The organism is Lactobacillus sp. ESL0261 (assembly GCF_003693025.1).
GTDB classification, from domain to species: Bacteria; Bacillota; Bacilli; order Lactobacillales; family Lactobacillaceae; genus Lactobacillus; species Lactobacillus kullabergensis.
In genome coordinates, this window is record NZ_REHN01000006.1 from 149228 (window position 1) to 172186 (window position 22959).

The window sequence follows — 22959 nt, forward strand, 5'->3', positions numbered from 1 at the left end:
CAAAGGACTTTAAACCCTTTGTTTTTTTTATTAAAATACTCGTAAACGTAATTATGTTTATAGGAGGAAAAAGATGGGCAAATTTACGGTTTTGAATCATCCGTTAATTCAACACAAGTTAACAATTATTAGGCGTAAGGAAACAAGTTCCAACGAGTTTCGGCGGATAGTCGGTGAAATCGGTGGACTGATGACTTATGAAATTACCAGAGATTTGCCGCTAAAAGATGTTGAAATTGAAACACCGATTGGCAAGACCACACAAAAAGAAATTGCCGGCAAAAAATTGACTATTGTGCCAATTTTACGTGCCGGTATTGGTATGCTTAATGGTGTTATGGAAATGATTCCTTCGGCTAAAGTTGGAGTAATTGGCATGTACCGGGATGAAGAAACCCTTACGCCACATGAATATTTCTGTAAAATGCCAAAAGATGTTGCCGAACGCGAATGTTTGGTAGTTGATCCAATGCTTGCTACTGGTGGTTCAGCTAATATGGCGATTGGTGCGCTTAAAAAGCGTGGCGTCAAAGTTATCAAACTGGCTGTACTGGTAGCTGCTCCTGAAGGTGTCAAGGCTATTCAAAAAGAAAATCCTGACGTTGATATCTATGCTGCCGCAGAAGACGAAAAATTGCTGCCAAACGGCTATATTACGCCAGGTTTGGGAGATGCAGGTGACAGACTATTTGGTACTAAATAACTATTTTTAGGTAAATTAGTCGCAAAATACGCTTACATTTTTCACAAAATTATTGAATGGTGTTAATATTGTATGAGTGTTCGATAATTTGGGCACGAGAAGGGAGGTCACGAAGAATTGGAGCAATCATTTGTTTTTAAATTTCTGGGTTTGACATTTGATCTTTCTGGGATCATCGGCTCAACTTTAATGGCAGCTGTAGTACTGTTTGTCTGCATTTGGTTATCACGAAAAGTTGAGATGAAACCGAATAAAAAGCAAAATATCATGGAATATTTGATAGACTTCACTGATGGTATTGTTAAAGACAATGTCAGTGATGTTGATGCGCGAAAGCACCTTTCGCTTTATGCTTTTGTTCTGTTCATCTACATTTGGTTCATGAACCAGTTGGGCCTCTTCTTAGAGGTTAAAGCGGGGGACAATATTTTTGTTAAATCTCCCACAGCAGATCCGGTGACGACAATGTCGTTTGCAATGATGACCTTGCTTCTTTCATTTACATTTGGAATGCAAAAATTCGGTACTGGTGGCTACTGGCGTAATTATGCCGAACCTGTTAGTTTCCTGTTCCCCATTAATATGATTGAAGAGGTCACTAACTTCTTGACATTATCTTTGCGTTTATATGGTAATATTTACGCAGGTGAAGTGTTATTAACTTTAATAGGTAATAGCTTTGCTCCTAGCTTTGGTGTTATCACTTTGGTTTTAGCAGCACCGTTAGCTATGATCTGGCAAGGATTCTCTGTCTTCATTGGCTCTATCCAGGCATATGTTTTCGTAACTTTATCCATGGTCTATGTCGGAAAAAAGGTTACAAAAGAATAATTTTTTGGAGGTTTAAACATGTCACAAGCTTTTAAATATATCTCAGCAGCTATCGTAGCTGGTATTGCTGCTTTAGCAGCTTCTTGGGGTAACGGTAAAGTTATTACTAAGACAGTTGAGAGCATGGCTCGTCAACCAGAAAGCGCTGGTAACTTAAGATCAACAATGTTCATTGGTGTTGGTCTGATTGAAGCCGTTCCTATTTTGGCGATTGTTGTTGCTTTCCTGATTCTCTTCGTTTAATTTTATTTAAAATAATTTAGGTAAAAGAGAGAAGGGCAGTAAATGACATTTCAAATTTTATTTGCAGCCTCAGCAGGTCACATTTATCTTGGAAATACTCTTTGGTATTTAATTGTTTTCGCAATTTTGCTTATTTTGGTTAAACATTATGCCTGGGGACCTGTTTCCGACATGATGGAAAAAAGACGCCAAAAGGTAATTAGTGATCTTGATTCAGCTGCAGACAATCGCAAAAAGGCCGAGGTTTTGGCTAATGAGCGTGAAGCTGCCTTGAAGAACTCAAGACAAGAAGCAACGCAAATTCTGACTGACGCAAAGGCAAGTGCTGAGAAAACCAGTACGCAAATTGTGGCAGAAGCAAATGATAATGCGGCTTCTATTCATGAAAAAGCAAAAGCTGATGCTGCTCAGGCAAAAGCTGATGCCTTAGATGAAGCTCGTGCACAAGTTGCAGATATTTCTGTAACGATTGCGGAAAAAGTGATTTCTAAGAATTTATCTGCTGATGACCAAAAAGATTTGGTTGATCAATTTATTAAGGGGCTGAATAAATAATGGCCTTAAGTAAAGCAGAAATTGCTGCACGCTATGGTACTGCACTATTTGATTATGCAGAAGATATGGATGCCTTGGCTTCAGTTCACGCAGATTTGCAGGAACTGGCACAAGCCATCTCAGAATATCCGCAAATTTTGAAAGTTTTTAGCGATCCAATTTTTAACAGTGCTGAAAAAGCAAAGTCGCTTTCTGCGATTGAGCAGGGTCTAACTAAAGAAGTTCAGAATTTTTTGAATTTATTGTTAGACTATGATCATTTTTTGGAATTGCCTGATATTATAAATTGTTTCAATAATTTATATAATAAAAGTCAAAAAATTGAAACCGGCGTTGCTGTTTCAGCAGTGCCACTGGATCAGGAGCAATTACAAAAATTAGGTGCTGGTTACGCCCAGAAATATAATTTGCAAAAAGTCATTCTCACTAATGTGGTTGACCCAAATATTATTGGCGGTGTAATTTTAAAAGTTGGCGATTGCGTAATCGATGGGTCAGTCAAAAACAAACTGAAAAAGATTCGTGCGCAGTTAGTTAATAAAAATTAAAAGAGGTGAAACCATTGAGCATAAAAGCAGAAGAGATTAGCTCTTTAATCAAGCAGCAGCTTGAACACTATGATGACAAACTCGACATTAATGAAGTCGGAGTTGTTACTTACATAGGTGATGGTATCGCCCGGGCTCACGGATTGAACAATGTTTTGGCCAACGAGCTATTGGAATTTGACAATGGTTCTTATGGTATTGCACAAAACCTTGAATCAAATGATGTTGGTATCATTATTTTGGGCAATTTTGATGATATTCGTGAAGGTGACCAAGTCAAAAGAACCGGTGAAATTATGCGTGTGCCGGTTGGAGATGCATTAATTGGTCGCGTTGTAAACCCATTAGGTCAGCCAGTTGATGGACTTGGCGAAATTAAAACGTCAAAGACTCGTCCAATCGAGTCTTCGGCACCGGGTGTTATGGAACGCCAGTCAGTTAATCAGCCGCTGCAAACGGGTATCAAAGCCATTGATGCTTTGGTGCCAATCGGTCGAGGTCAACGTGAGTTAATTATTGGTGACCGTAAGACTGGTAAAACAAGTTTGGCAATTGATACAATTTTGAGTCAAAAAGGACAAGATGTTATTTGTATTTATGTCTTTATTGGTCAAAAGGAATCAACTGTCAGATCACAAGTAGAAACGTTAAAGCGCTTTGGCGCAATGGATTATACAATTGTAGTTGAAGCCGGTCCAAGTGAACCGGCACCAATGCTGTATATAGCACCATATGCCGGAACGGCTATGGGCGAGGAATTCATGTACAATGGCAAGGATGTCTTGGTGGTCTTCGATGACCTGTCAAAACAAGCCGTTGCTTACCGTGAACTTTCTTTGCTTCTCCGTCGTCCGCCTGGTCGTGAAGCTTATCCTGGTGATGTCTTCTATCTGCATTCTCGTTTACTAGAACGTAGTGCAAAATTGAGTGATAAACTTGGTGGCGGCTCAATGACTGCTATTCCGTTTATTCAAACTGAAGCGGGAGATATTTCGGCATATATTCCAACTAACGTAATTTCAATTACTGACGGACAAATTTTCCTGCAAAGTGATTTGTTCTTCGCTGGTACTCGTCCGGCTATTGATGCTGGTAATTCAGTTTCTCGTGTTGGTGGTAGTGCTCAAATTAAGGCTATGAAGAAAGTTGCTGGTACGCTTCGTACGGACTTGGCAGCTTATCATGAACTTGAAAGCTTTGCTCAATTTGGCAGTGATTTGGATCAGGCAACCCAAGCCAAGCTGAATCGTGGACGAAGAGTTGTTGAAGTTTTGAAACAGCCTTTACATACGCCAATTGCGGTTGAAAAGCAAGTTGTCATTCTTTACGCTTTAACTCATGGCTATCTTGATTCTGTTCCAGTTGATGATATAGCCAAGTTTGAAAAAGAGTTATACGACAACTTCGATACTAATCACGCAGATTTACTAGAACATATTCGTAAGACTGGTGACCTGCCAGATGAAAAGAAATTGCAGGAAGCAATTTCTAAATTTGCGGATAGTTTTTCACCAAGTAATAAATAGGAGGTAGTTATATGCCTGCATCTTTACTTGCGTTGAAGAAAAAAATAGCTTCAGTTAAGCAAACTGGTAAAATTACCGAAGCCATGAGAATGGTTTCGGCCTCGAAATTAAACCAAACAGAAAAACGGGATAAAGGTTACACGATTTATAATGATCATGTGCGACAAACTTTATCACGTTTGATGAGTGCAGAGGTAGTCAATCACTTGCGTAAAGAGCATGTAGCAATTGACGAAGACAGCATTGGCAAGATTGATTATGAAAATGTCTTTGGCTTGGGGATTGTTTCTGATATGGTTCAGGCACGTAAAAAGATCAATTCTACCGGTTATTTGGTTATTACCGGTGATCGTGGTCTAGTCGGATCATATAACAGTGCCGTCATTAAAAACATGATGGGTCTGTTTGAGGATTCAAAAGTTGAACATAAAGACGTTAAAGTCTTAGCCGTTGGTTCGGTTGGTGCAGACTTTTTCAAGAAAAACAATCTCAATGTCGTGTATGAAAATGATAGCATTAGCGATGTACCAACATTCGATGAAGTTTTGCCTATTGTTTCAACTGCGATCAAAATGTATTTAAACGGAGTTTATGATGAGCTGTATGTTTGTTACACCCACCACATTAACTCGTTATCATCTGCATTTCGGGTTGAAAAAATGCTGCCGATCGTTGACATTGATATTGGTGTCAAAGAAGCTGAAGCTCATAAAGACTTAGAATACGATATCGAACCTGATGTTAATGCCGTTTTAACGACACTAATTCCTCAATATGCCCGTTCTACAATATACGGAGCTATTCTGGATGCAAAAACTGCAGAACATGCCAGTTCAATGACTGCAATGCAGAGTGCCACGGACAACGTTGATGATTTGGTTTCGAGTTTAACTACTAAATTAAACCGTGCAAGACAAGCAGAAATCACTACTGAAATTACTGAAATTGTCAGTGGTGCTAATGCTTTGAAATAATTAAGAAAAGGAGGTAGATGTTTTGAGTGAAGGTGAAGTTGTTCAAGTAATCGGCCCAGTTGTCGATGTCAGATTTCCGCTTGACAAAAATCTGCCTGATATTGACAATGCTTTGCGCGTCGTTAAGTCGGACGATGAATCTGTTGTTCTTGAAGTTACCTTGGAACTTGGCGATGGCGTTTTAAGAACAATTGCCATGGAATCTACCAATGGTCTTAGACGGGGCATGAAAGTTGAAGACACAGGTGGACCTATTTCTGTACCTGTTGGTAATGACACTTTGGGTCGCGTCTTCAATGTTTTAGGTCAGCCTATTGATAATGGTCCTAAATTTGACAAAGATCATGCTCGTGACAGCATTCATAAGAATGCTCCTAAATATGATGAGTTAACTACAAGTCAAGAAATTCTTGAAACTGGTATTAAAGTTATTGATTTGCTTGAACCTTATGTTCGAGGCGGAAAAGTTGGATTGTTCGGTGGTGCCGGTGTCGGTAAGACCACGATCATTCAGGAATTAATCCATAACATTGCCCAAGAACATGGTGGTATTTCTGTCTTTACCGGTGTTGGTGAAAGAACACGTGAAGGTAATGACCTTTACTTTGAAATGAAAGCATCTGGCGTTTTAAGCAAAACAGCCATGGTCTTTGGTCAAATGAATGAGCCGCCTGGTGCCAGAATGCGTGTAGCATTGACTGGACTTACTTTAGCTGAATACTTCAGAGACGTTGAAGGCCAAGACGTATTGCTCTTTATTGATAACATTTTCCGGTTTACTCAGGCTGGTTCCGAGGTTTCCGCTCTGTTAGGACGTATGCCTAGTGCCGTTGGTTATCAGCCAACTTTAGCTACTGAAATGGGACAGCTGCAGGAAAGAATTACTTCAACTAAGAAGGGTTCTATTACTTCGATTCAGGCGGTTTATGTGCCGGCCGATGACTATACTGACCCAGCTCCAGCTACTACTTTTGCTCACCTTGACGCTACCACCAACTTGGAACGTAGCTTAGTTGAGCAAGGTATTTACCCGGCTGTTGACCCGTTGCAGTCAACTTCGAGTGCTTTGGACCCAGAAATTGTCGGTCAAGAACATTATGAAGTGGCAACAAGGGTACAGCATATTTTGCAACGTTACCATGAATTGCAAGATATCATTTCAGTTTTGGGAATGGATGAATTGTCTGACGAGGAAAAGGTCATTGTTAGCCGTGCTCGTAAAGTACAGTTTTTCTTATCACAAAACTTCTTTGTGGCAGAGCAATTTACAGGTGTGCCTGGTTCTTATGTTCCAATTAAGGAAACAATTAAAGGCTTTAAGATGATTTTGGATGGTCACTTAGATGATCTTCCTGAAGATGCATTCCGTAGTGTAGGCCGAATTGAAGATGTTTTAAAGAAGGCTGAGCAAATGGGTGTAACTCCTAGTGATCCAGAAGCTAAAGCATTATTAGAAAAGTAAGGTGATGTCAAATGGCAGATCCAGAAAAACTTTTTATGGTAAATGTTGTAACTCCAGATGGACTGATTTTTTCTCACCACTCCAGTATTGTGGAAATGCGGGCAATTGACGGTCAACGTTCAGTGATGTACAATCACTTGCCAATATTGACTCCACTGGCAATTGGTGAGATTAAGGTCAAAAGAAGCCGCGAAATGAACAATATTGTCAATCACATTGCTGTTAGCGGTGGCTACTTTGAATTTTCTAATAATGTAGCTACGATTATTGCTGACAGTGCTGAACGAGCAGGCAATATTGATGTATCTCGGGCTAAAGCAGCTAGAGAACGTGCACAAAATGCACTGAAAAAAGCTCAAGCTGCTCACGACCAGCGATCACTTGAGAGGGCACAGGTTGCACTAAGAAGAGCAGTCAATCGAATAAGTGTTTACAATTCAGACAAATAGAACTAAAGTTTTAAGCGGATGCACTGCTTTGTGCGTCCGCTTTTATTGTGACTTAAGAAAAGCGAGAAAAAATATGTTTCAACTTGGCGTCCACGCACTAATTAGTATAGTAATTTATTTAATTACAATCGGTTTGTCTTTTCAAATTATGAAAAGCGTCCGTATTGAAAAAATAATTCGTAAAAACAGGATCTTCGAAGCACAGCTGCTGCTGATTTTTGCTGCGATTGCTCTAGGTTTTCTTGTTGGTAATTTTTTCATCACATTAATTGATACTTCTTTGCAATTAAGTAATTTCTTTTAAGACTTGGTAAAGCGGATAAAGTCGCAAACAAACTTGAAATCTTTATGGTAAAATATACATTGAATATGATGGAGGATTATCGTGGCAAGAGATATAGGAATAGATTTAGGGACAGCAAATGTGCTCATCAATGTTTCCGGCAAGGGAATTGTCTTAAATGAGCCATCAGTTGTTGCCGTTAATACAAGTACAAATAAAGTAGTAGCTGTCGGGACAGAAGCATATAAGATGGTAGGGAGAACTCCGGGCAATATCCGTGTAATTCGTCCTTTAAAAAATGGTGTTATTGCCGATTTTGATATTACCGAAGCAATGCTGTCATACTTTATTGAAAAGCTAAACGTCAAGGGCTTTATGTCCAAGCCAAATATTTTGATTTGTGCTCCTACAGGAGTAACATCAATTGAACAGAAAGCGATTATTCAGGCTGCTGAAAAATCTGGTGGTGGGAAAGTCTACCTTGATTTTGAGCCTAAAGTTGCTGCTGTTGGTGCTGGTCTTGATATTTTTAAACCTCAAGGCAACATCGTAATCGATATTGGCGGTGGTACTACTGATATTGCTGTTTTGTCAATGGGTGAAATTGTTACCAGTCAATCACTGCGCTATGCCGGTGATCATATGAACCAGGCTGTTGTTTCTTATATCAAAAATAAGCATAACTTGCTGATTGGTTCTCGTACCGCTGAACAAATTAAAATTGAAATTGGTAGTGCTTTTGAACCAGATAAGGATGAAACAATCACTGTTCGCGGTCGTGATGTGGTTGATGGCTTGCCGAAGCAGGCCACTGTGACTGCGCCTGAAATTCAGGAAGCACTTCACGATGGTTTGATGACTATTATCGCGTCTACTAAAGAAGTTTTGGAAAAAACACCACCTGAGCTTTCGGCAGATATCATTGATCGCGGTATCATGTTGACTGGTGGTGGGGCGCTTTTGAAAAATATTGACAAGCTGATTTCATATTACCTTAAAGTGCCGGTACTTACAGCTGACCATCCACTTGAAGCGGTAGCACTTGGTACTGGAATTTTGCTCAAGAATATTGAAAAGCATCAGCGCCACTAATTTTTGGAGGCTCGATTTGCGAAAAATACTGATTTATTTAGTTAAAATCTACCAGAGATTTATTTCTCCGGCTTTACCAAAATCTTGCCGTTATTATCCGACTTGCTCAACTTATATGGTTGATGCATTGACCAAATTTGGGCCATTTTTAGGACTAATAATGGGAATTTGCCGGATATTGCGTTGCAATCCTTTTGTGCGCGGTGGAGTTGATCCTGTACCAGATAAATTTACTATTTTTCGAAATCCTCATCCAGAACGATATGAAGATGAAATTATAGCGAAAAAGTTTCATCCAAATATAAAGTAGGAGAATTTATGTCAAAAAAACCAGAAAATATTAACGTTGAAATCAATGAAATCAAAGGTAAAGAAAACCCTACCTGGGAAGTTGTAATTCCTCAGAAAAAATCTATTGGTGTAATTGAAAAAATTGCAGGTCGTTATCGGGCTACAACTGGCAAAACCAATAGCATCTTGTATGCAAAAAGCTTAGAAAGCAGCATTAATGATTTGCTTTCATACTTTGCTTTACATGAAAAATAATAGGTTGTGATAATTAATGGTCAAAGTACAAAATAAAACCAATCTTTTTGATCGAATTGCCTGGAATATTGTTGTCCCTGTGCTGCTTTTGGCAGCAGTGGGCCTTTATTCCATTTATTTTGCGGCAATTGATGATCCCAGTCACATGGGCAGCCCGGTAAGAGCTGTGGCAATGCAGGGACTTTGGTATATTATTTCAGTGGCCATCGTTGTTTTTGTAATTCAGTTTGATGCTGAGCAACTATACAGGATTGCGCCATATGTTTATGGGCTGGGCATCTTGCTATTGATTGCGGTTTTGTTCTTTTACAATCGCAGCATTGCCGCAGATGCCGGCGCCAAAAGTTGGTTTAAGCTGGGGCCAATTTCTTTTCAGCCATCAGAGGTCATGAAACCCGCTTTTATACTGATGCTGGCGCGGGTCGTGCGCGAGCATAATGACAAGTTTGCCCATACTATCAAAAATGATTGGGTTTTAATTGGCAAAATGCTGGCTTGGCTTTTACCGATTGCCATTCTGTTAAAATTGCAAAATGACTTCGGTACGATGCTAGTCTTTATTGCAATTGTAGGGGGCGTTGTATTAGTTTCCGGTATTTCTTGGAAAATAATTGCACCGATGTTTGCGGCGGTCTTTGTTCTGGGAGTCGTAGTCATTTACATGGTTACAACGCCTGGAGGACAATCAATTTTAAGTCACTTTTTCCAGCCATATCAGTTCAGACGTATAATGTCATGGCTGAATCCATCTACTGATACTTCTAAAGCCGCCTATCAATTGTGGCAAAGTATGCAGTCAATTGGGTCTGGCCAAATTTTTGGCAATGGCTTTGGCAAACTGAGTGTTTATGTACCAGTGCGGGGCTCTGACATGGTTTATTCAGTAATTGGTGAATCATTTGGCTTTGTTGGTAGTGTAGCCGTCATTCTGCTTTACTTGTACTTGATCGTGCAGATGGTTCGCATCACATTCGATACTAAGAACGCATTTTATTCTTATGTCTCAACCGGTGTAATTATGATGATACTTTTCCACGTGTTTGAAAACATCGGCATGAGTATTGATCTTTTGCCACTTACAGGTATTCCATTGCCGTTCATTTCCCAGGGTGGTTCGGCCCTAATTGGAAACATGATTGGTATTGGGATGATTTTGTCCATGAAGTTTCATAATAAAGACTACATGTTCAGCCAGGCAGGCGATTTCTAACAATTTAATAACACACAAAAAGAGCATTTCACATCAAAAATGAAATGCTCTTTTTTACTTGGTTAAGTTTTCGTTTGAACGACACACTAAGACGTCACAATCAGCAGTTCTGGTAACATATTCTGTCACGCTGCCGATTAATATGCGCTCAACAGCGTTCAGGCCTGTAGCTCCTAATACGATTAAATCAATTTGGTGCTTTTTAGGAAACTGGTGGGCAATGATTGCCTTGGGAGCTCCAAATTCAATAGAATAGTGAACCTCCTTTACGCCAGCTTCCGTAGCTTGCTTGTAGTAATTCTGCAATTTTTCCTTAGCGTCATTTGATACTTGCTCAACCATCTCTGAATCAAAGCTGGAGACATTTTGGAAAGATCTGGTATCAATGACATGCAGAATTTCCAATGCAGCATCGTTCCGTTTAGCAGCAGCGATAGCTTTTTTAAAAGCTAAGTCGGCTTCCTTGGAGCCATCAACTGCGACTTGAATACGGTGATATTGTTTCATCATTTAAAACACCTCTTTTACCACTATTTTACCAAATTTCTGGGCAATTAATCATCCTTTTGATTAAGTATAAGACTAAAAATTAAAATAGTGATGCTGCTAAGAGCTAAGGTAATTAAATTCAGATACTTATTCGCCTGAAATACTAAAATCAAACCTAGCAAAGTTTCTAAAAGCAAGATGACTGCAGTCCATGACATGATAGAGCTGAAATTAGAAATGTTCTTACTATTATAAATCAAAAAATGACTGTGACGGTTATGCCATAAATAAAAGGCAGTCAAAAGTAGTATTGCTAGATATATTATGATAACAACTTTTATAGCCATAAAATCTCCAAACAAAAAACGGTCCACAGACCGTTTCCTAATATTCTCAAGAAATCCGAGTCATCGAAACATAGCAAAACAATGCTTGTTGAACCCGCAGTGTTCAAAAAATGAGACGTATCGCAACGAATGTGGATCCTATCGCAAAAGATAGTTTTCCGATTCGAAAGTTATTTACTATCTCGCATGTCTTATGTTTGACCGGTCAACCTTATACAATTAAGCTATTCGATCGACTCAGATCAATTATTATACTACTAAGCATCATAACTTTTGTCAAGATAGAAAACTAAATATCTGTTCCAGCAAAAATAAAATATTTTATTTGTCCAAAATCAGTGCTATATATTTAATGCTATTTTCTTGCTATTTATTTTTTATAGTCTAAAAAGTTGTACAAATATATTACAAAAAATAAGTTTTTTATTACAAACTTTTACGAATAAAAAGATAAATTTGTTATAAAACTTCTATGATTAAATTATATTCATGTAATTTTAAATATGTTTTAAATTTATAAACAAGAAATATTTTATTATCTAACAAACCCTATTTTTATAACGAAACGAACATCACTAAAATGTGATTTATGGTATTATTTAAAATTCAAAAAAACATAGTTTTTAATCTCACAATTTTATTTATAATAATTATTTGCTTCAAAAAAACATACGAAAGTCAATTTTTTTGTCAGTTATAATGTTATTTTTTGTAAATAGTAGAGTAAATTAATAAAAAATTTAACTTTTACAGCATTTCTTAGTATTTAAAATTTATCAATTTTTAAATCATAGTTATTTATAAATACCTCATTAGTTATAGATATTATATTGACATTAATATTAAGCTATTCTAAAATAGTATTCGAACATACTAAACATACATACTTTTTTAGGAAGGATAAATATGCTAGGAAAAAATAATTATAATGAGAGACTAAGGAAGATGGAGATGCAGGACAAGCAGGACCACTTCTCAATTCGTAAATTGAGTATTGGTGCTGCTTCTGTTTTGTTGGGTTTTACTTTCTTTGGTTGGAATAGCCAAAGCGTAAAAGCTGATACTATAGATCCATCGCAAAATGTCACAGAGGAGTCGAACAGGGATAACTCTAATACTGAAACTAAGGAAACAGGTACTAAGGATAAAACCAAGGCAGACGCTGCTGCGTCTAAAAAGAAGAATGAAACGGACTTGTCAACTTTTTCAGGTTTGAGTTCATTCTTAAAAAGCTCAAAGACTGATGAAGTAAAAGATACCAGTTCTAAGGACAAGACTGATACTACTGCTAAAGATAAAACTGATAAGGATAAACAGGAAACTTCTGATTCAACTGGCAATAGTGCAACTACTCCTGCAACCGGCTCAGATAAAGGTAAACAAGATACCACTACTGATAAGACTCCAACTGACATAACTGGTTCAGATGATCAAAATTCTGACACTAGTAAGTTGCCAACTGATGTAACTGGTGATACTAATTCAGATAAGGATACTGATACTACTCAAGATTCAAAAGCTAATGAAGCTAAGAAATTAGCTAATGATTTAGCTAATGATGATAAAACTGGTGACACTCCAACTGTCATAAATGGGGTAGCACATGTTTATAATTGGAATCAGCTTGTTTATGCTCTTGATAATAAAGACTGTTTTGTTAAAGATGCACAAAACCCTGATGAGACTAAACGTATTTCTGAAATAGATATCATGAATAATATCACAGCGGATAATAAAGGTGGTCAAAATGGGTTAGACGTATATGGTAGAACTTTATTAATAAAATCTTATGATGCCGATGGTAGTAAGAATAAATACAAAATAGACTTTAACGGTTACCACCCTAGAATTAGAGGAAACAGCTCTGAAGTTACTAACTTAACGTATAGTAACCTTGAACTTTGGTGTGCCGATTATTGGGGCATTATTATGACTGACCGTAATAGTAGTTCAAGTAAGCCTCATGATGGTAAGGGAGAAAAAATTGGTGTCTCCAATCTAACATTTAATAATATTGACTTCCATGGTTCTCAAATGGTTCACTCTGCTTCGGACACTCATATTACATTTACAGGGACAAATACCGCTGAAACAATCTATACTCCTTATAAAGATGGGGGAGCAAGCAGTGCCAATCACCAACAATTATTTGAATTTGGTGGAAGTGATAATAGTATCGACTTTAAAGGCGACTTTACCGGTGCCACATTTGGTGGTAACGTTATCGAAATGGGGGGCAGTAACTGCTACGTCACAGTCGAAAAAGGCGTAACAGTAACCTTAAATCCAAGACTTAATTCTGACGGGAAAACGTTAGGAAATAATCCAGCAGAAACTACTCATGCAGTCCACGCAATCTATATCTCAGGTACTGGAAAAGTTGACGTTAAAGGTGAATTAAATATTAACGTCGGAATTAATTCTGGAGATAACGCATACCAAGGCAAACTTGATGCAAATAGAGCTACAGCCATCAGATTAAATGACAAGGCATCTCAGTTTACTGTTGAAAGTGGTGGTTCCGTTAATGTTACAACAAACGGCGATATTTCAGACTATAACAGTGGTAACAACCTGATTTATGATGGTGGTAATTTTACTGTCAAGCCTGATGGAAAATTAAGTATTACCGGTAAACACATGGGTGATTATAAGGGTACTTTGGTTCAAATTGCTGGAATAGCTAATGTCCAAAATGGTACATTCGAAATCAGACTTGAAGAAGACCCGAACCATCCTTATGATAAAAGCGATCCAACCAGTGCTCAAAATAAAGATGCTCAAATCTTTGGTGCAGGAACTAACCCAATTGTGTTAGTAGACGTTACTGGTAGTGATAGTGAATTAATTGTGAACAACCCACAGTCACTTGTACTTGATTCACATTTAAACACAGCAACAGGCACAAGTATTATTGGTGATAGTAGTGCTGTCACGATTACCAATGTCCGCCAGAAATTAAACTTTTTAGGTAATAGTCTAACTTTGCCACCATTCCATACTTTACAAGTTAGCAAAGATAGCAAAACTAAAAATATTGTAGTTGATAAACTTGTACTACTTAATGGACAAGGTGGTAAGAATGGCGAATATATGTTTACACCTGAGTTGTGGGCGAAAGTTAGTGAATTACCATACTTTAAAATTCCAGCATTAAAGAACATTAAGACTTTATTAGATGGATTGGCTGAAAAAGGCAACCCAATAAACTATGATACAATTTTTTCAAATATTATTGATGCTGCTTTCTCTGATCCAAAGAACATTGGGTATAATGACATTGCCTTTGGTCCGGCCAATAGTTCTGGATTTTTAGATATCAAGCCTGAAAATGTCACTGCCACAGCAAATGTTGATGCTTCAGGTAAAAAAGATGGTTCCTGGACAATTTCTGGAATTGTAGATGGTTATAAGAGTGATAAAGATGGACCTGATTCAGATCTCAAAAACCCATTTAGAGAGTTTTTGAAGTTACCTCTTGGCACTAAAGCATATATCATGGCAGAGATAGATTATGGAAAAGGTACTAAACCTTTAAGCTTAAATAATAATATCGAAGATCCTCCATATCAATATACAAATAATGGTGATAACGATTTGCCAACTGCGTTTGCTGGTGAAGTTACCAAATCTGAAAATGGTAATTATATATTTAAGGTGAATGTACCTGCTGATGTTGTGGGCAAGATTAATTCCAATACTAAAATCAAACTAACACCTACTGCTAACTTTATTGACTACAACCCACTGGATAAAGACAGTAAAGAACGTCCAGTAATTGTAAGCATCTTAAAAATAGCACAGGATACCGCTGCTAAAAATATTAATTCAAAAGTACACGCAGCTAATGATTTAGATAGACAATTCCCTAAGTCAGATCCTAAATCTAAAGAACAAGTTGCTCTTGAAACTGCAATTAATAATGCAGCAGAAGTTGCAAAAACTGCACTGGATCCTGGTTACGAGTCTGGGAAATCTGTATATGGTGCGGGAAATGTAAATGAAGTATCTCAGCGTGAAGAAAATGCATTAAAAGATTTACAAACAGCTATGGATGCAGCCCAGAAAGTGGTTAAACAAATTCAAGACGCTAAAGAGGCTAAAGACAAGGCACAAAAAGCTATCACTGATGCAGCTAATAACGCGATTTCGCGTGTAAACCAGCAATCAATCTTAACTGATGCGGAAAAAGCACAATACATTGACGCCATTAATAGCGCTGAAAAGGTCGCTCTGGAAAACCCTTCGACTAACAAGAATTCAATTTACAATCCTGCGAATAAGCCAAGCGATATTACAAACATCCAAAATGCATTTGAAAACAAAGTTAATAAAGAAGCAGCAAAAGCCGAAGTTGCTGGCTATACTGAAAACGGCAAGAAAACTTTAGGTGTTTCTTCAGATAAAATTGATAATGCATTGTCTGAACAACTTAAGGCTATTGACAATGCTACTGACATAGCTACGGCTGAAAATGATGCTAAGAAAGCTATATTAGATAAATTAAAGAATGCTGCAAAAGCTAAAGTTGAAAATGATGCTAAAGCTGCCAGGGGTGGTCTTGGAGTTGAATCCAACACAGACATTGATAAAGCCGTTAAAGATGCTGAAGATGCTATTGATGGCCACACTGATTTTAATGAAATCAAGAATGATATGACTACAGGTCAGACCAACGTCCTAACTGCATATAAGAAAGCTGCTAAGGACCAACTTGCTAAAATTGCTCAGAATGATAAAAAGGCACTTGGTGTAGATTCTGACTCTAATATTGACCAAGCTGTTGATAACGCCAATACTTTAATTGGTCAGGCTAGCTCGGTTGAATTAGTTACTAAAGATTTAAATAGTGCTAAGTCCAATGTTGCGGACAAGTTCAAGGACTCTGCTAAGAAGCAAGTTCAAGATTATGCCGATGAAGCTAAGAGCAATCTCGGTGTTGACACAGATACTGGTATTGATGATGCTGCTAAAAATGCTAAATCTGCTATAGATGGTGACACCGCAGCAAGTGCCATTGGTACTGATATTACTAACGGTAAGAATGCTATTTTAGCTGCCTACAAGGACTCAGCAAAGAAGCAACTTGATCAAGCTGAAAAGGATATTGAAAGCAAACTTGAAAACGTCAAGGGCTTGACTGCTGATGATATTGAAAAAGCTAAGAAAGTAGCTAAAGGTCTGCTAACTAATAACGAGAAGACTGGTTACAAGGACAAAGTTGATGCTGCTGAAACTTTTGAAGATGTTAATACTGCCACTAAGGATGGTATTGCTGCTCTAAACAAATTATTGACGGACAAGTCCTCTCTTGGTAACAAGAACGATGCAATCGATGCTATTAATCAAGCAAGAGACAAAGCTATTAATGATATTAATGATAAAACTAAATATCCTAACTTATCTGATGAAGATAGAAATTCATTAATTAACACTATTAAAGATGATGCTACTGAAGGTGTTGACAATGTCAACAAAGATACTGATCCTGATAAAATCAAAACTGATAAACAGGCGGCAATAGACAAAATTAATAGTGTCACGGCCACAGCTTCAAGCAAAGATTTGGCAGATCTTAAGAATGAGCAAAAATCACAAACAGCAGCTTTACAAGATGCAGCTGAAAAAGCTAAGGAAACTATTGACCAGATTGATAACAAGTATCTTAGCCCAAGTGACAAGCAGTACTACAAAGATTTGATTGATAAGCATGCTGCTTCCGCAACTAACGCCATCAACTCAGCAAGTAACAAAGATGATATTGATACTGCTGAAAAAGACGGTGAAAGTAACATAAATAGTGATCTTGTTTCAGCCCAAGTTGCTGCCGCTAAATCACAAGCAATTGCGGAACTGAATAAGGCAAAGAGTGATGACAAGAAAGCTATTAATGATGTTCATAAGAACGGTACACTTTCTGACGATGACTGGGAGAAAGCTCTTGATGCTATTGACAATGCCTATACCACTGCGATAACTGCTGTATCTAATGACCATACTCCAGCCGATATTGTTACTGACAAGAACACTGGTATCAATGCTATGCAGACAGTTGTTGACAGCGTTTCTGGAAATGCAGAACAGGCTGAATTAGCAAAAACTAAGAATAAAGCGATTGCAGATCTGAAAGATCAAGCTCAAGAACTGCATGACCATATTCAAGCAGACCCTAATTTATCTAACACTGAAAAGAACGATTACCTTGACCAGGTTGCTTCTGCTTTGAATAATGCAGAACAAGCTGTTAGCGCAGCTGATAAGAACACTGTTAATTCAGCACACAATGCAGGTATTGAAGAATTAAATAACATTAGAAATAACGCTGATTTGCAATCTGCTAGAGACAAGGCTCTAACTGATTTACAAAACGAATTCAATGCTGATAGTGCTGCTATTGATGGCTTAACCAATATTAGTACTGCTGGTAAAACTGGTATTAAGACGGACCTGCAAAATGCGTATAATGAAGCCGTCAACAAGGTTAAAGATCCAGCTTCTAATACTATTGCTTTGATTAATTCGGCAAGTGATGCTGGCATTACCAACATGGAGAATATTTTGGGTAAGGCCAAGGGCTTAGACCAGACAATAGCTGATGATCAGCAAAAGCTGGAAGACTATGCTCAAAAAGCAATTGACCGGATTAACAGTTCAACTATGTCAGACGCTGATAAAGGAAAAGCCATTAAGGATATTCAAAATGCCCGTGATGATGCTCAAGGAGAAGTTGGCAACAAACTTACCGTTGAAGATGCTAATCAGGCCGAAAAAGACGGTGAAACCAGCATCCAAAAAGCTGAGGCCACGGCTAATAAGAAAGATATGGATACGGCCAGGAATGCAGCCAAAGCTAGAATTGATGGTGCTAGAGACAAAGCTTTACAGAACTTAGAAGATGTTTATAACGCTTTAACTGCTGATGAAAAGAAGCAAGCTCAGGCTGCATACGATAAGGCTGTCAAAGATATTCCAGAAATTGCTAAACAAGCTGAGGCCGCAATTGATAAATCCTTCGACAAAGGTGCTATCAGTGACTTAACTAACGATACCATCAATTCAATTAACTCAACTGGTGACACAGCCAACGTAGCAATGACTAAGGTTGTCGCTGTACAAGCTGTTAAGGATGCCGCACAAGCCGCTAAGGATAAATTGACAAACGAAAGAGACAAAGCCGGCGTTGATGATGTTGCTAACTTAGGAATTGCTGATATTAATGCTGCCACTACCAGTTCAACAGTACTTGACATCAAAGATAATGCTCTTAACAGTATTAAAAACATTAAAGATTCTGGTACTGGTGATGCAAGTGCTGATGACGCTCTTTGGGCTAAAAAGAATAAGGCTAATGCTGAACTTGCTCAAGAACTTGCTGATACCGACTCTGCTATTGACAAGCTGACTGATCTAACTGCTGATCAAAAGAAGCAATTTAAAGATCAGGCTCAGGCTGCTCACGATAGAGCTCATATCAGAATTGAAGGTGCTACTGAGGATCAAATCGATTCTGAAAAAGGCCTTGGCAAGACTAATATTGATAAAGCACTAACAGATGCTAAACTGCAAGCTGTTAAGAATGTTGCTAAAGCAGATGTTGACAAGACCGCTGATGATGCCATTGATAAAGTTAATAAGGACGATACTATTAATAAAGATGATAAACAAAATATCATCAATAATATCAACAAAGACCGTGACAAGACTAAAGAAGACATTGATAATGCCGACACACCTGATAAAGTTAATAATGCTAAAAACGATGGTGAAGGAGAAATCAAGGGTCACGTTGATAATGGTACTTCATCAGCTAAAGAGAAACAGACTGCTAAAGATAAGCTTGCTGCTGCCGCTGATAAAATTTATGACCGTCTAAAGAAAGACAGGGATAGTGGAAAGCTAGATTATAATCAATATCAAGACCTGAAAGACAAGGTAGATAATGCTGTTGATGCAGCAAACGGAGCCATTTCAAATGCTGATGGTACATCAAACATTAATGGTGCTGAAAGTGATGGTGAAAGTGCCTTAAGCGGAATTAATACCGATATAGATAAAGTCGAAGCAGTTAACACTGCTTTAGGCAAATTATCTGATGCGGTTAACAAAGCTAATGATGCAGCTGATGCGGTTGCTAAAGAAGTAGGCAAGACTGAGAAAGAGCAGAAAAAACTCGCTAAACAAATGAAGGATGCTATCGAACAGCAGCGTGCTAAAGCAGCTAAGAACATTAAAGATGCTCAAAATGCAGCAGATGATCCATTAAATGCCATTAAGACTGCTGGCCAAAAAGGTGTTGATGCCATTACAGGTCTGACTAATGATTACACCGATAAGGTTGACCAGATTAAGACTCTGAAAGAAAAAGCTGATGCTACTAAGGACGACCTTAACAAACTTAAGACAGATGAAAATGGCAACCCTGTACTTACTGCAAGCGATGTTGCACAAGGTGAAGCTGATATTGACGACGCTGTGCAAACTGGAATCAGCGATATTTACCAAGCATCTTCTGTAGATGATGCAAAAACAGCGGAACAAAAAGCTGAAGACGCGGTTGAGTTAGCGAAATTACCAACTGAACTTCTCGCAGAAAAGAACAAACAGATTGCTGCTATCAACCAGTATGCTGCTGATGCTGAAAAGACAATTGATGGTTTTGCTCAATCCGATCAGAATAAGGATGGTCTACCAGCTGATACTATCACAGCACTTAAGAAACAAGTTGAAGCTGCCAAGAATAAGGCTATTTCTAAAATCAATGATGTTACTTTAGCAAAAGTTGCAAGTCAGGCTAAATTTGACGAAGCCAAAACTAAAGTTCAAAATGCCGAACAAGGTGTTGCTAAAGGTGGCGAAACAGTTGACTTTGGTGAAGCTGGAATTGACAAGGTTAAGAAACTTGCTCAACAAAAAGCCGATATAGTTAAGGCTAAGAATGACGCGATTGCCAAACTTGAGCAGAAACAAGAAGAAGCAAATAATACTATCGAAAACTCAGGTATGTCTGCTGCTGATCAAAAGCCATTGAAGGATCAAGTTCAAGAACTCGTTGATAAAGCTAAGGATCAGATTATTAATATCTCTGACACAGATGATAAGGGTAATATTAAGACTCCTAAACAGGTAAAAGACGAAGCTGATACAATTATTAACAATACTGTTAATGGCTTTGAAGATCAAGACAATAGTGGTAATAAAGTACCAGGAATTAACAATATTGTCGATAATGCTAAACTTAAGGGTGCTCAGACAACAGCTGAAACCATACTTAATGATAAACGTGCTCAAGCGCATGACGTTATTAACGGTTCACAGTTAACTGCAGATCAAAAGCAAAAAGCTACTGATGCAATTGATAAGGCCTTTAACGATGAAAAGTCTGATATTGATGGTAAGACTGACATTAAGGATGTTCCAACTAATAAGGACGAGATTGGTAAAGCAATTGACGCCATCTGCACTAAACCTAGTGAATGGTTCGCTGATGAACAAAAGAATGCTTTGACCGGTACGGACGGTGTAGCTGGTTTACAATCAGGTCTTGATAAATTAACCTCTGGCCAAAAGGCTGATCCTGATTACAAAGACTACCTCGACGATATTAATAATGCTATTGCAGCAATTAATAAAGCTGAGAACATTAAGGATGCAAGTTCAGCTTACGATAAGGGTATGACTTCACTTAACAAGTTGAAGGCTCTTGAACAAGTTAAGGCAGATGCTAATAAGGCAGAGAGTGATATTGATGATAGTGATTTAAATGATCCAGCTAAAGACCGTCTAAAAGGTGACGTTGATAAAATTGTTGAAGACACTAAGGACAAGCTTAACCAGATCGATTCTTCTGTTGGTAACGCGTCAACTAACAAGGACAAGATTGATCAGATTACCCACGATGCTCAAAGCGATATTACCACCATTGAAAACGACTTCGGTGTTGGGGACCAAGACCAATCTCAAGATGTTATTGATGCCAACAATCAAATCTCCCAGAATCATAGTGATGCGATTGATACCATTCACAATGAGTTTGGTGATGACAGCCAGACACCTAAGACAGATGATGCTTATGAAAAGAACAAACAAGTTCATAGTACAACTGATGAAGGTATCAACTCTGATAAGACCAATGCTGATAAGGAAATTTCTAAAGGCGCAATTGACGATGCAGCTGATATTGCTAAAGACAAAGTCAACCATCTGAAACATGAAGATGGTACCGATTACACTGATGCAGATAAGAATAAGATTAATGAGCAGATTGATAAAGATGCTAAAGATGCCAAGGATAAAATCGATAAAGCTGACAAAGTAACTGATATTGATAATATTCGTGATAACGGTATCCACCAAATCCATCAGGATTGCTCTGACCCAGCTACAATTGATAATATTTTGCATGGTAATAGCAACAATGGTAATAACGGTGGTGGCGGAGTTGTTGCTCCTATTCAACCAGCAAATCCTGCTAAGAAGCCGACTACTACTAACACTTCTGACAAGGATAAACCTAACGGAACCAATGTTGATTTGAGCAATGCTACAGATGTAACTTTGATGCACAACGCATATCTTTATGATGAAACTGGTAAACGTGCTAATAAAGTAACGCTTGGAGTTGGCTCAGTCTTGACTACTTACGGCACTAAGACCATCAACGGCAAGGATTACTACCTTCTTGTAGATAAGGGTGCTAACAACAAGAAATATTATGTTGCTGTTGGTAATGTTGTAGCGGCTACTCGCAAACTGAAGCATAACGCATATATTTACAATCAATTTGGCAAACGGGTAAAGAATACTGGCGTATTCAAGAAGGGCAAGCTGATTAAGACCTTCGGTAATGCCGTCAAGATTCGTGGCAAGAAGTACTTCATCATTGACAAGAACCGCTTCGTTAAAGCTGCCAACTTTGCTAAAGGAGTTGTTACTGTAAGCACAGCCAAAGTTGAAGTAGTTCCAACAAGTGCGGTTGCTGAAAAACCAAAAACTATTGTTGAAAAGACTTTAATGCATAATGCTTACCTGTATGATCAAAATGGTACTCGTGCTAATAAGTTGATCTTCCAGGCAGGTTCTAAAGTCGGAACTGTTGGCAAGAAGACAGTCAACGGCAAGGTTTGTTACGAACTTCCAGATGGTATGTTTATTGCAGCCGGCAATATTGATGCCAAGAAGTTGAAGTTAAAGCACAATGCCTATGTATACAACCAATACGGTCATCGTGCAAACAAGAAAGTGCTGAAGAAACGTAAGTCAGTTAAGACTTATGGTAATTCAGTCAAGATAAACGGCAAGAGATATTTCATTATTTCAAAAGGACGTTTTGTTAAGAAAGCCAACTTTTAAATTGAAATAGCTTAAATAAAGTGTCGCGAATTGTTAATTATAACAATTCGTGGCACTTTTTTTTGCATTTTTTTAATTTTTATAAATAAATACTATATAAATATAATTTTATATATTATTTATTAAAACGATAGATTTAATTTTAAAAAATTAAGCTATTAAAGGGCTTGCATAAATAGTTGAATATAGTAAATAATATTTAAAATCACGTATAGTATATATAAATATATGAAGATATAAAGTAATGAAAATATTTCTTATATACATAAAAATATTACAAATTTCCGTTTTTTTATAAATTATTAATGTTATTTTATATCATAATAAACCTTATATTTATATAAATTAAGAT

At 37.8% G+C, this 22959-nt stretch carries 17 protein-coding genes; 15 read left to right on the top strand and 2 right to left on the bottom strand.

Translation table 11 applies throughout. The annotated features are described in order from the left end of the window. Nucleotides 1-73: 73 nt before the first annotated feature. The 14 genes from upp to F5ESL0261_RS04415 all read left to right on the top strand — a co-directional run bounded on the left by upp (nucleotide 74) and on the right by F5ESL0261_RS04415 (nucleotide 10422). Complete coding sequence (gene upp, locus F5ESL0261_RS04350) at nucleotides 74-703, top strand: uracil phosphoribosyltransferase (protein WP_109586188.1); 630 nt, start codon at nucleotides 74-76, stop codon at nucleotides 701-703. Between the two features lie 117 nt (nucleotides 704-820). Further along, nucleotides 821-1534 carry a F0F1 ATP synthase subunit A gene (atpB, locus tag F5ESL0261_RS04355; protein WP_034981202.1) on the top strand — a complete coding sequence of 238 codons (714 nt, stop codon included), beginning with the start codon at nucleotides 821-823 and terminating at the stop codon, nucleotides 1532-1534. An 18-nt stretch (nucleotides 1535-1552) separates the two neighbouring features. Then, the gene (atpE, locus tag F5ESL0261_RS04360) at nucleotides 1553-1777 is read left to right on the top strand and encodes a F0F1 ATP synthase subunit C (protein WP_034981200.1); all 225 of its coding nucleotides are present in this window, start codon (nucleotides 1553-1555) and stop codon (nucleotides 1775-1777) included. A 42-nt stretch (nucleotides 1778-1819) separates the two neighbouring features. Next, on the top strand, nucleotides 1820-2332 hold the full coding sequence (gene atpF, locus F5ESL0261_RS04365; protein ID WP_034981197.1) for a F0F1 ATP synthase subunit B: 513 nt from the start codon (nucleotides 1820-1822) through the stop codon (nucleotides 2330-2332). Further along, nucleotides 2332-2880, top strand: coding sequence for an ATP synthase F1 subunit delta (gene atpH, locus F5ESL0261_RS04370; protein WP_122052307.1), 549 nt, complete (start codon nucleotides 2332-2334; stop codon nucleotides 2878-2880). Before atpF ends, atpH begins: the two co-directional genes overlap by 1 nt. 14 nt (nucleotides 2881-2894) lie before the next feature. After that, a complete protein-coding gene (atpA, locus tag F5ESL0261_RS04375; protein ID WP_034981193.1) occupies nucleotides 2895-4406 on the top strand; it encodes a F0F1 ATP synthase subunit alpha in 1512 nt (503 codons plus the stop codon). An 11-nt stretch (nucleotides 4407-4417) separates the two neighbouring features. Further along, the gene (locus F5ESL0261_RS04380) at nucleotides 4418-5380 is read left to right on the top strand and encodes a F0F1 ATP synthase subunit gamma (RefSeq protein ID WP_034981191.1); all 963 of its coding nucleotides are present in this window, start codon (nucleotides 4418-4420) and stop codon (nucleotides 5378-5380) included. 22 nt (nucleotides 5381-5402) lie between these two features. After that, a complete protein-coding gene (gene atpD / locus F5ESL0261_RS04385) occupies nucleotides 5403-6842 on the top strand; it encodes a F0F1 ATP synthase subunit beta (protein ID WP_034981189.1) in 1440 nt (479 codons plus the stop codon). A gap of 11 nt (nucleotides 6843-6853) precedes the next feature. Next, nucleotides 6854-7291: a F0F1 ATP synthase subunit epsilon gene (locus F5ESL0261_RS04390; protein ID WP_034981186.1), complete on the top strand. Its 438-nt coding sequence runs from the start codon at nucleotides 6854-6856 to the stop codon at nucleotides 7289-7291. A gap of 73 nt (nucleotides 7292-7364) precedes the next feature. Continuing rightward, the gene (locus F5ESL0261_RS04395) at nucleotides 7365-7595 is read left to right on the top strand and encodes a DUF1146 family protein (protein WP_034981184.1); all 231 of its coding nucleotides are present in this window, start codon (nucleotides 7365-7367) and stop codon (nucleotides 7593-7595) included. An 81-nt stretch (nucleotides 7596-7676) separates the two neighbouring features. Next, nucleotides 7677-8666 carry a rod shape-determining protein gene (locus F5ESL0261_RS04400; RefSeq protein WP_045927967.1) on the top strand — a complete coding sequence of 330 codons (990 nt, stop codon included), beginning with the start codon at nucleotides 7677-7679 and terminating at the stop codon, nucleotides 8664-8666. 16 nt (nucleotides 8667-8682) lie between these two features. Continuing rightward, the gene (gene yidD / locus F5ESL0261_RS04405; RefSeq protein WP_034981179.1) at nucleotides 8683-8976 is read left to right on the top strand and encodes a membrane protein insertion efficiency factor YidD; all 294 of its coding nucleotides are present in this window, start codon (nucleotides 8683-8685) and stop codon (nucleotides 8974-8976) included. Between the two features lie 8 nt (nucleotides 8977-8984). Next, nucleotides 8985-9212, top strand: a complete 228-nt coding sequence (locus tag F5ESL0261_RS04410; RefSeq protein ID WP_034981177.1) for a DUF2969 domain-containing protein — start codon at nucleotides 8985-8987, stop codon at nucleotides 9210-9212. A gap of 16 nt (nucleotides 9213-9228) precedes the next feature. Continuing rightward, a complete protein-coding gene (locus F5ESL0261_RS04415) occupies nucleotides 9229-10422 on the top strand; it encodes an FtsW/RodA/SpoVE family cell cycle protein (RefSeq protein WP_109586193.1) in 1194 nt (397 codons plus the stop codon). A gap of 54 nt (nucleotides 10423-10476) precedes the next feature. Here F5ESL0261_RS04415 and F5ESL0261_RS04420 read toward each other — a convergent pair whose 3' ends face one another. Next, complete coding sequence (locus F5ESL0261_RS04420; RefSeq protein WP_045927969.1) at nucleotides 10477-10932, bottom strand: universal stress protein; 456 nt, start codon at nucleotides 10930-10932, stop codon at nucleotides 10477-10479. A 44-nt stretch (nucleotides 10933-10976) separates the two neighbouring features. Further along, nucleotides 10977-11258: a hypothetical protein gene (locus F5ESL0261_RS04425; protein ID WP_109586195.1), complete on the bottom strand. Its 282-nt coding sequence runs from the start codon at nucleotides 11256-11258 to the stop codon at nucleotides 10977-10979. 906 nt (nucleotides 11259-12164) lie between these two features. Between F5ESL0261_RS04425 and F5ESL0261_RS04430 the strand changes: the two genes are divergently transcribed. After that, nucleotides 12165-22607, top strand: coding sequence for an SLAP domain-containing protein (locus tag F5ESL0261_RS04430; protein WP_122052308.1), 10443 nt, complete (start codon nucleotides 12165-12167; stop codon nucleotides 22605-22607). The last annotated feature ends 352 nt before the right edge of the window (nucleotides 22608-22959 follow it).

Excerpts from the sequence above, each read along its gene's own strand:
- upp (WP_109586188.1), top strand. The coding sequence starts at position 74 with ATGGGCAAATTTACGGTTTTGAATCATCCGTTAATTCAACACAAGTTA.
- atpE (WP_034981200.1), top strand. The coding sequence starts at position 1,553 with ATGTCACAAGCTTTTAAATATATCTCAGCAGCTATCGTAGCTGGTATT.
- atpF (WP_034981197.1), top strand. The coding sequence starts at position 1,820 with ATGACATTTCAAATTTTATTTGCAGCCTCAGCAGGTCACATTTATCTT.
- atpH (WP_122052307.1), top strand. The coding sequence starts at position 2,332 with ATGGCCTTAAGTAAAGCAGAAATTGCTGCACGCTATGGTACTGCACTA.
- F5ESL0261_RS04380 (WP_034981191.1), top strand. The coding sequence starts at position 4,418 with ATGCCTGCATCTTTACTTGCGTTGAAGAAAAAAATAGCTTCAGTTAAG.
- F5ESL0261_RS04390 (WP_034981186.1), top strand. The coding sequence starts at position 6,854 with ATGGCAGATCCAGAAAAACTTTTTATGGTAAATGTTGTAACTCCAGAT.
- F5ESL0261_RS04395 (WP_034981184.1), top strand. The coding sequence starts at position 7,365 with ATGTTTCAACTTGGCGTCCACGCACTAATTAGTATAGTAATTTATTTA.
- F5ESL0261_RS04410 (WP_034981177.1), top strand. The coding sequence starts at position 8,985 with ATGTCAAAAAAACCAGAAAATATTAACGTTGAAATCAATGAAATCAAA.
- F5ESL0261_RS04415 (WP_109586193.1), top strand. The coding sequence starts at position 9,229 with ATGGTCAAAGTACAAAATAAAACCAATCTTTTTGATCGAATTGCCTGG.
- F5ESL0261_RS04420 (WP_045927969.1), bottom strand. The coding sequence starts at position 10,932 with ATGATGAAACAATATCACCGTATTCAAGTCGCAGTTGATGGCTCCAAG.
- F5ESL0261_RS04425 (WP_109586195.1), bottom strand. The coding sequence starts at position 11,258 with ATGGCTATAAAAGTTGTTATCATAATATATCTAGCAATACTACTTTTG.
- F5ESL0261_RS04430 (WP_122052308.1), top strand. The coding sequence starts at position 12,165 with ATGCTAGGAAAAAATAATTATAATGAGAGACTAAGGAAGATGGAGATG.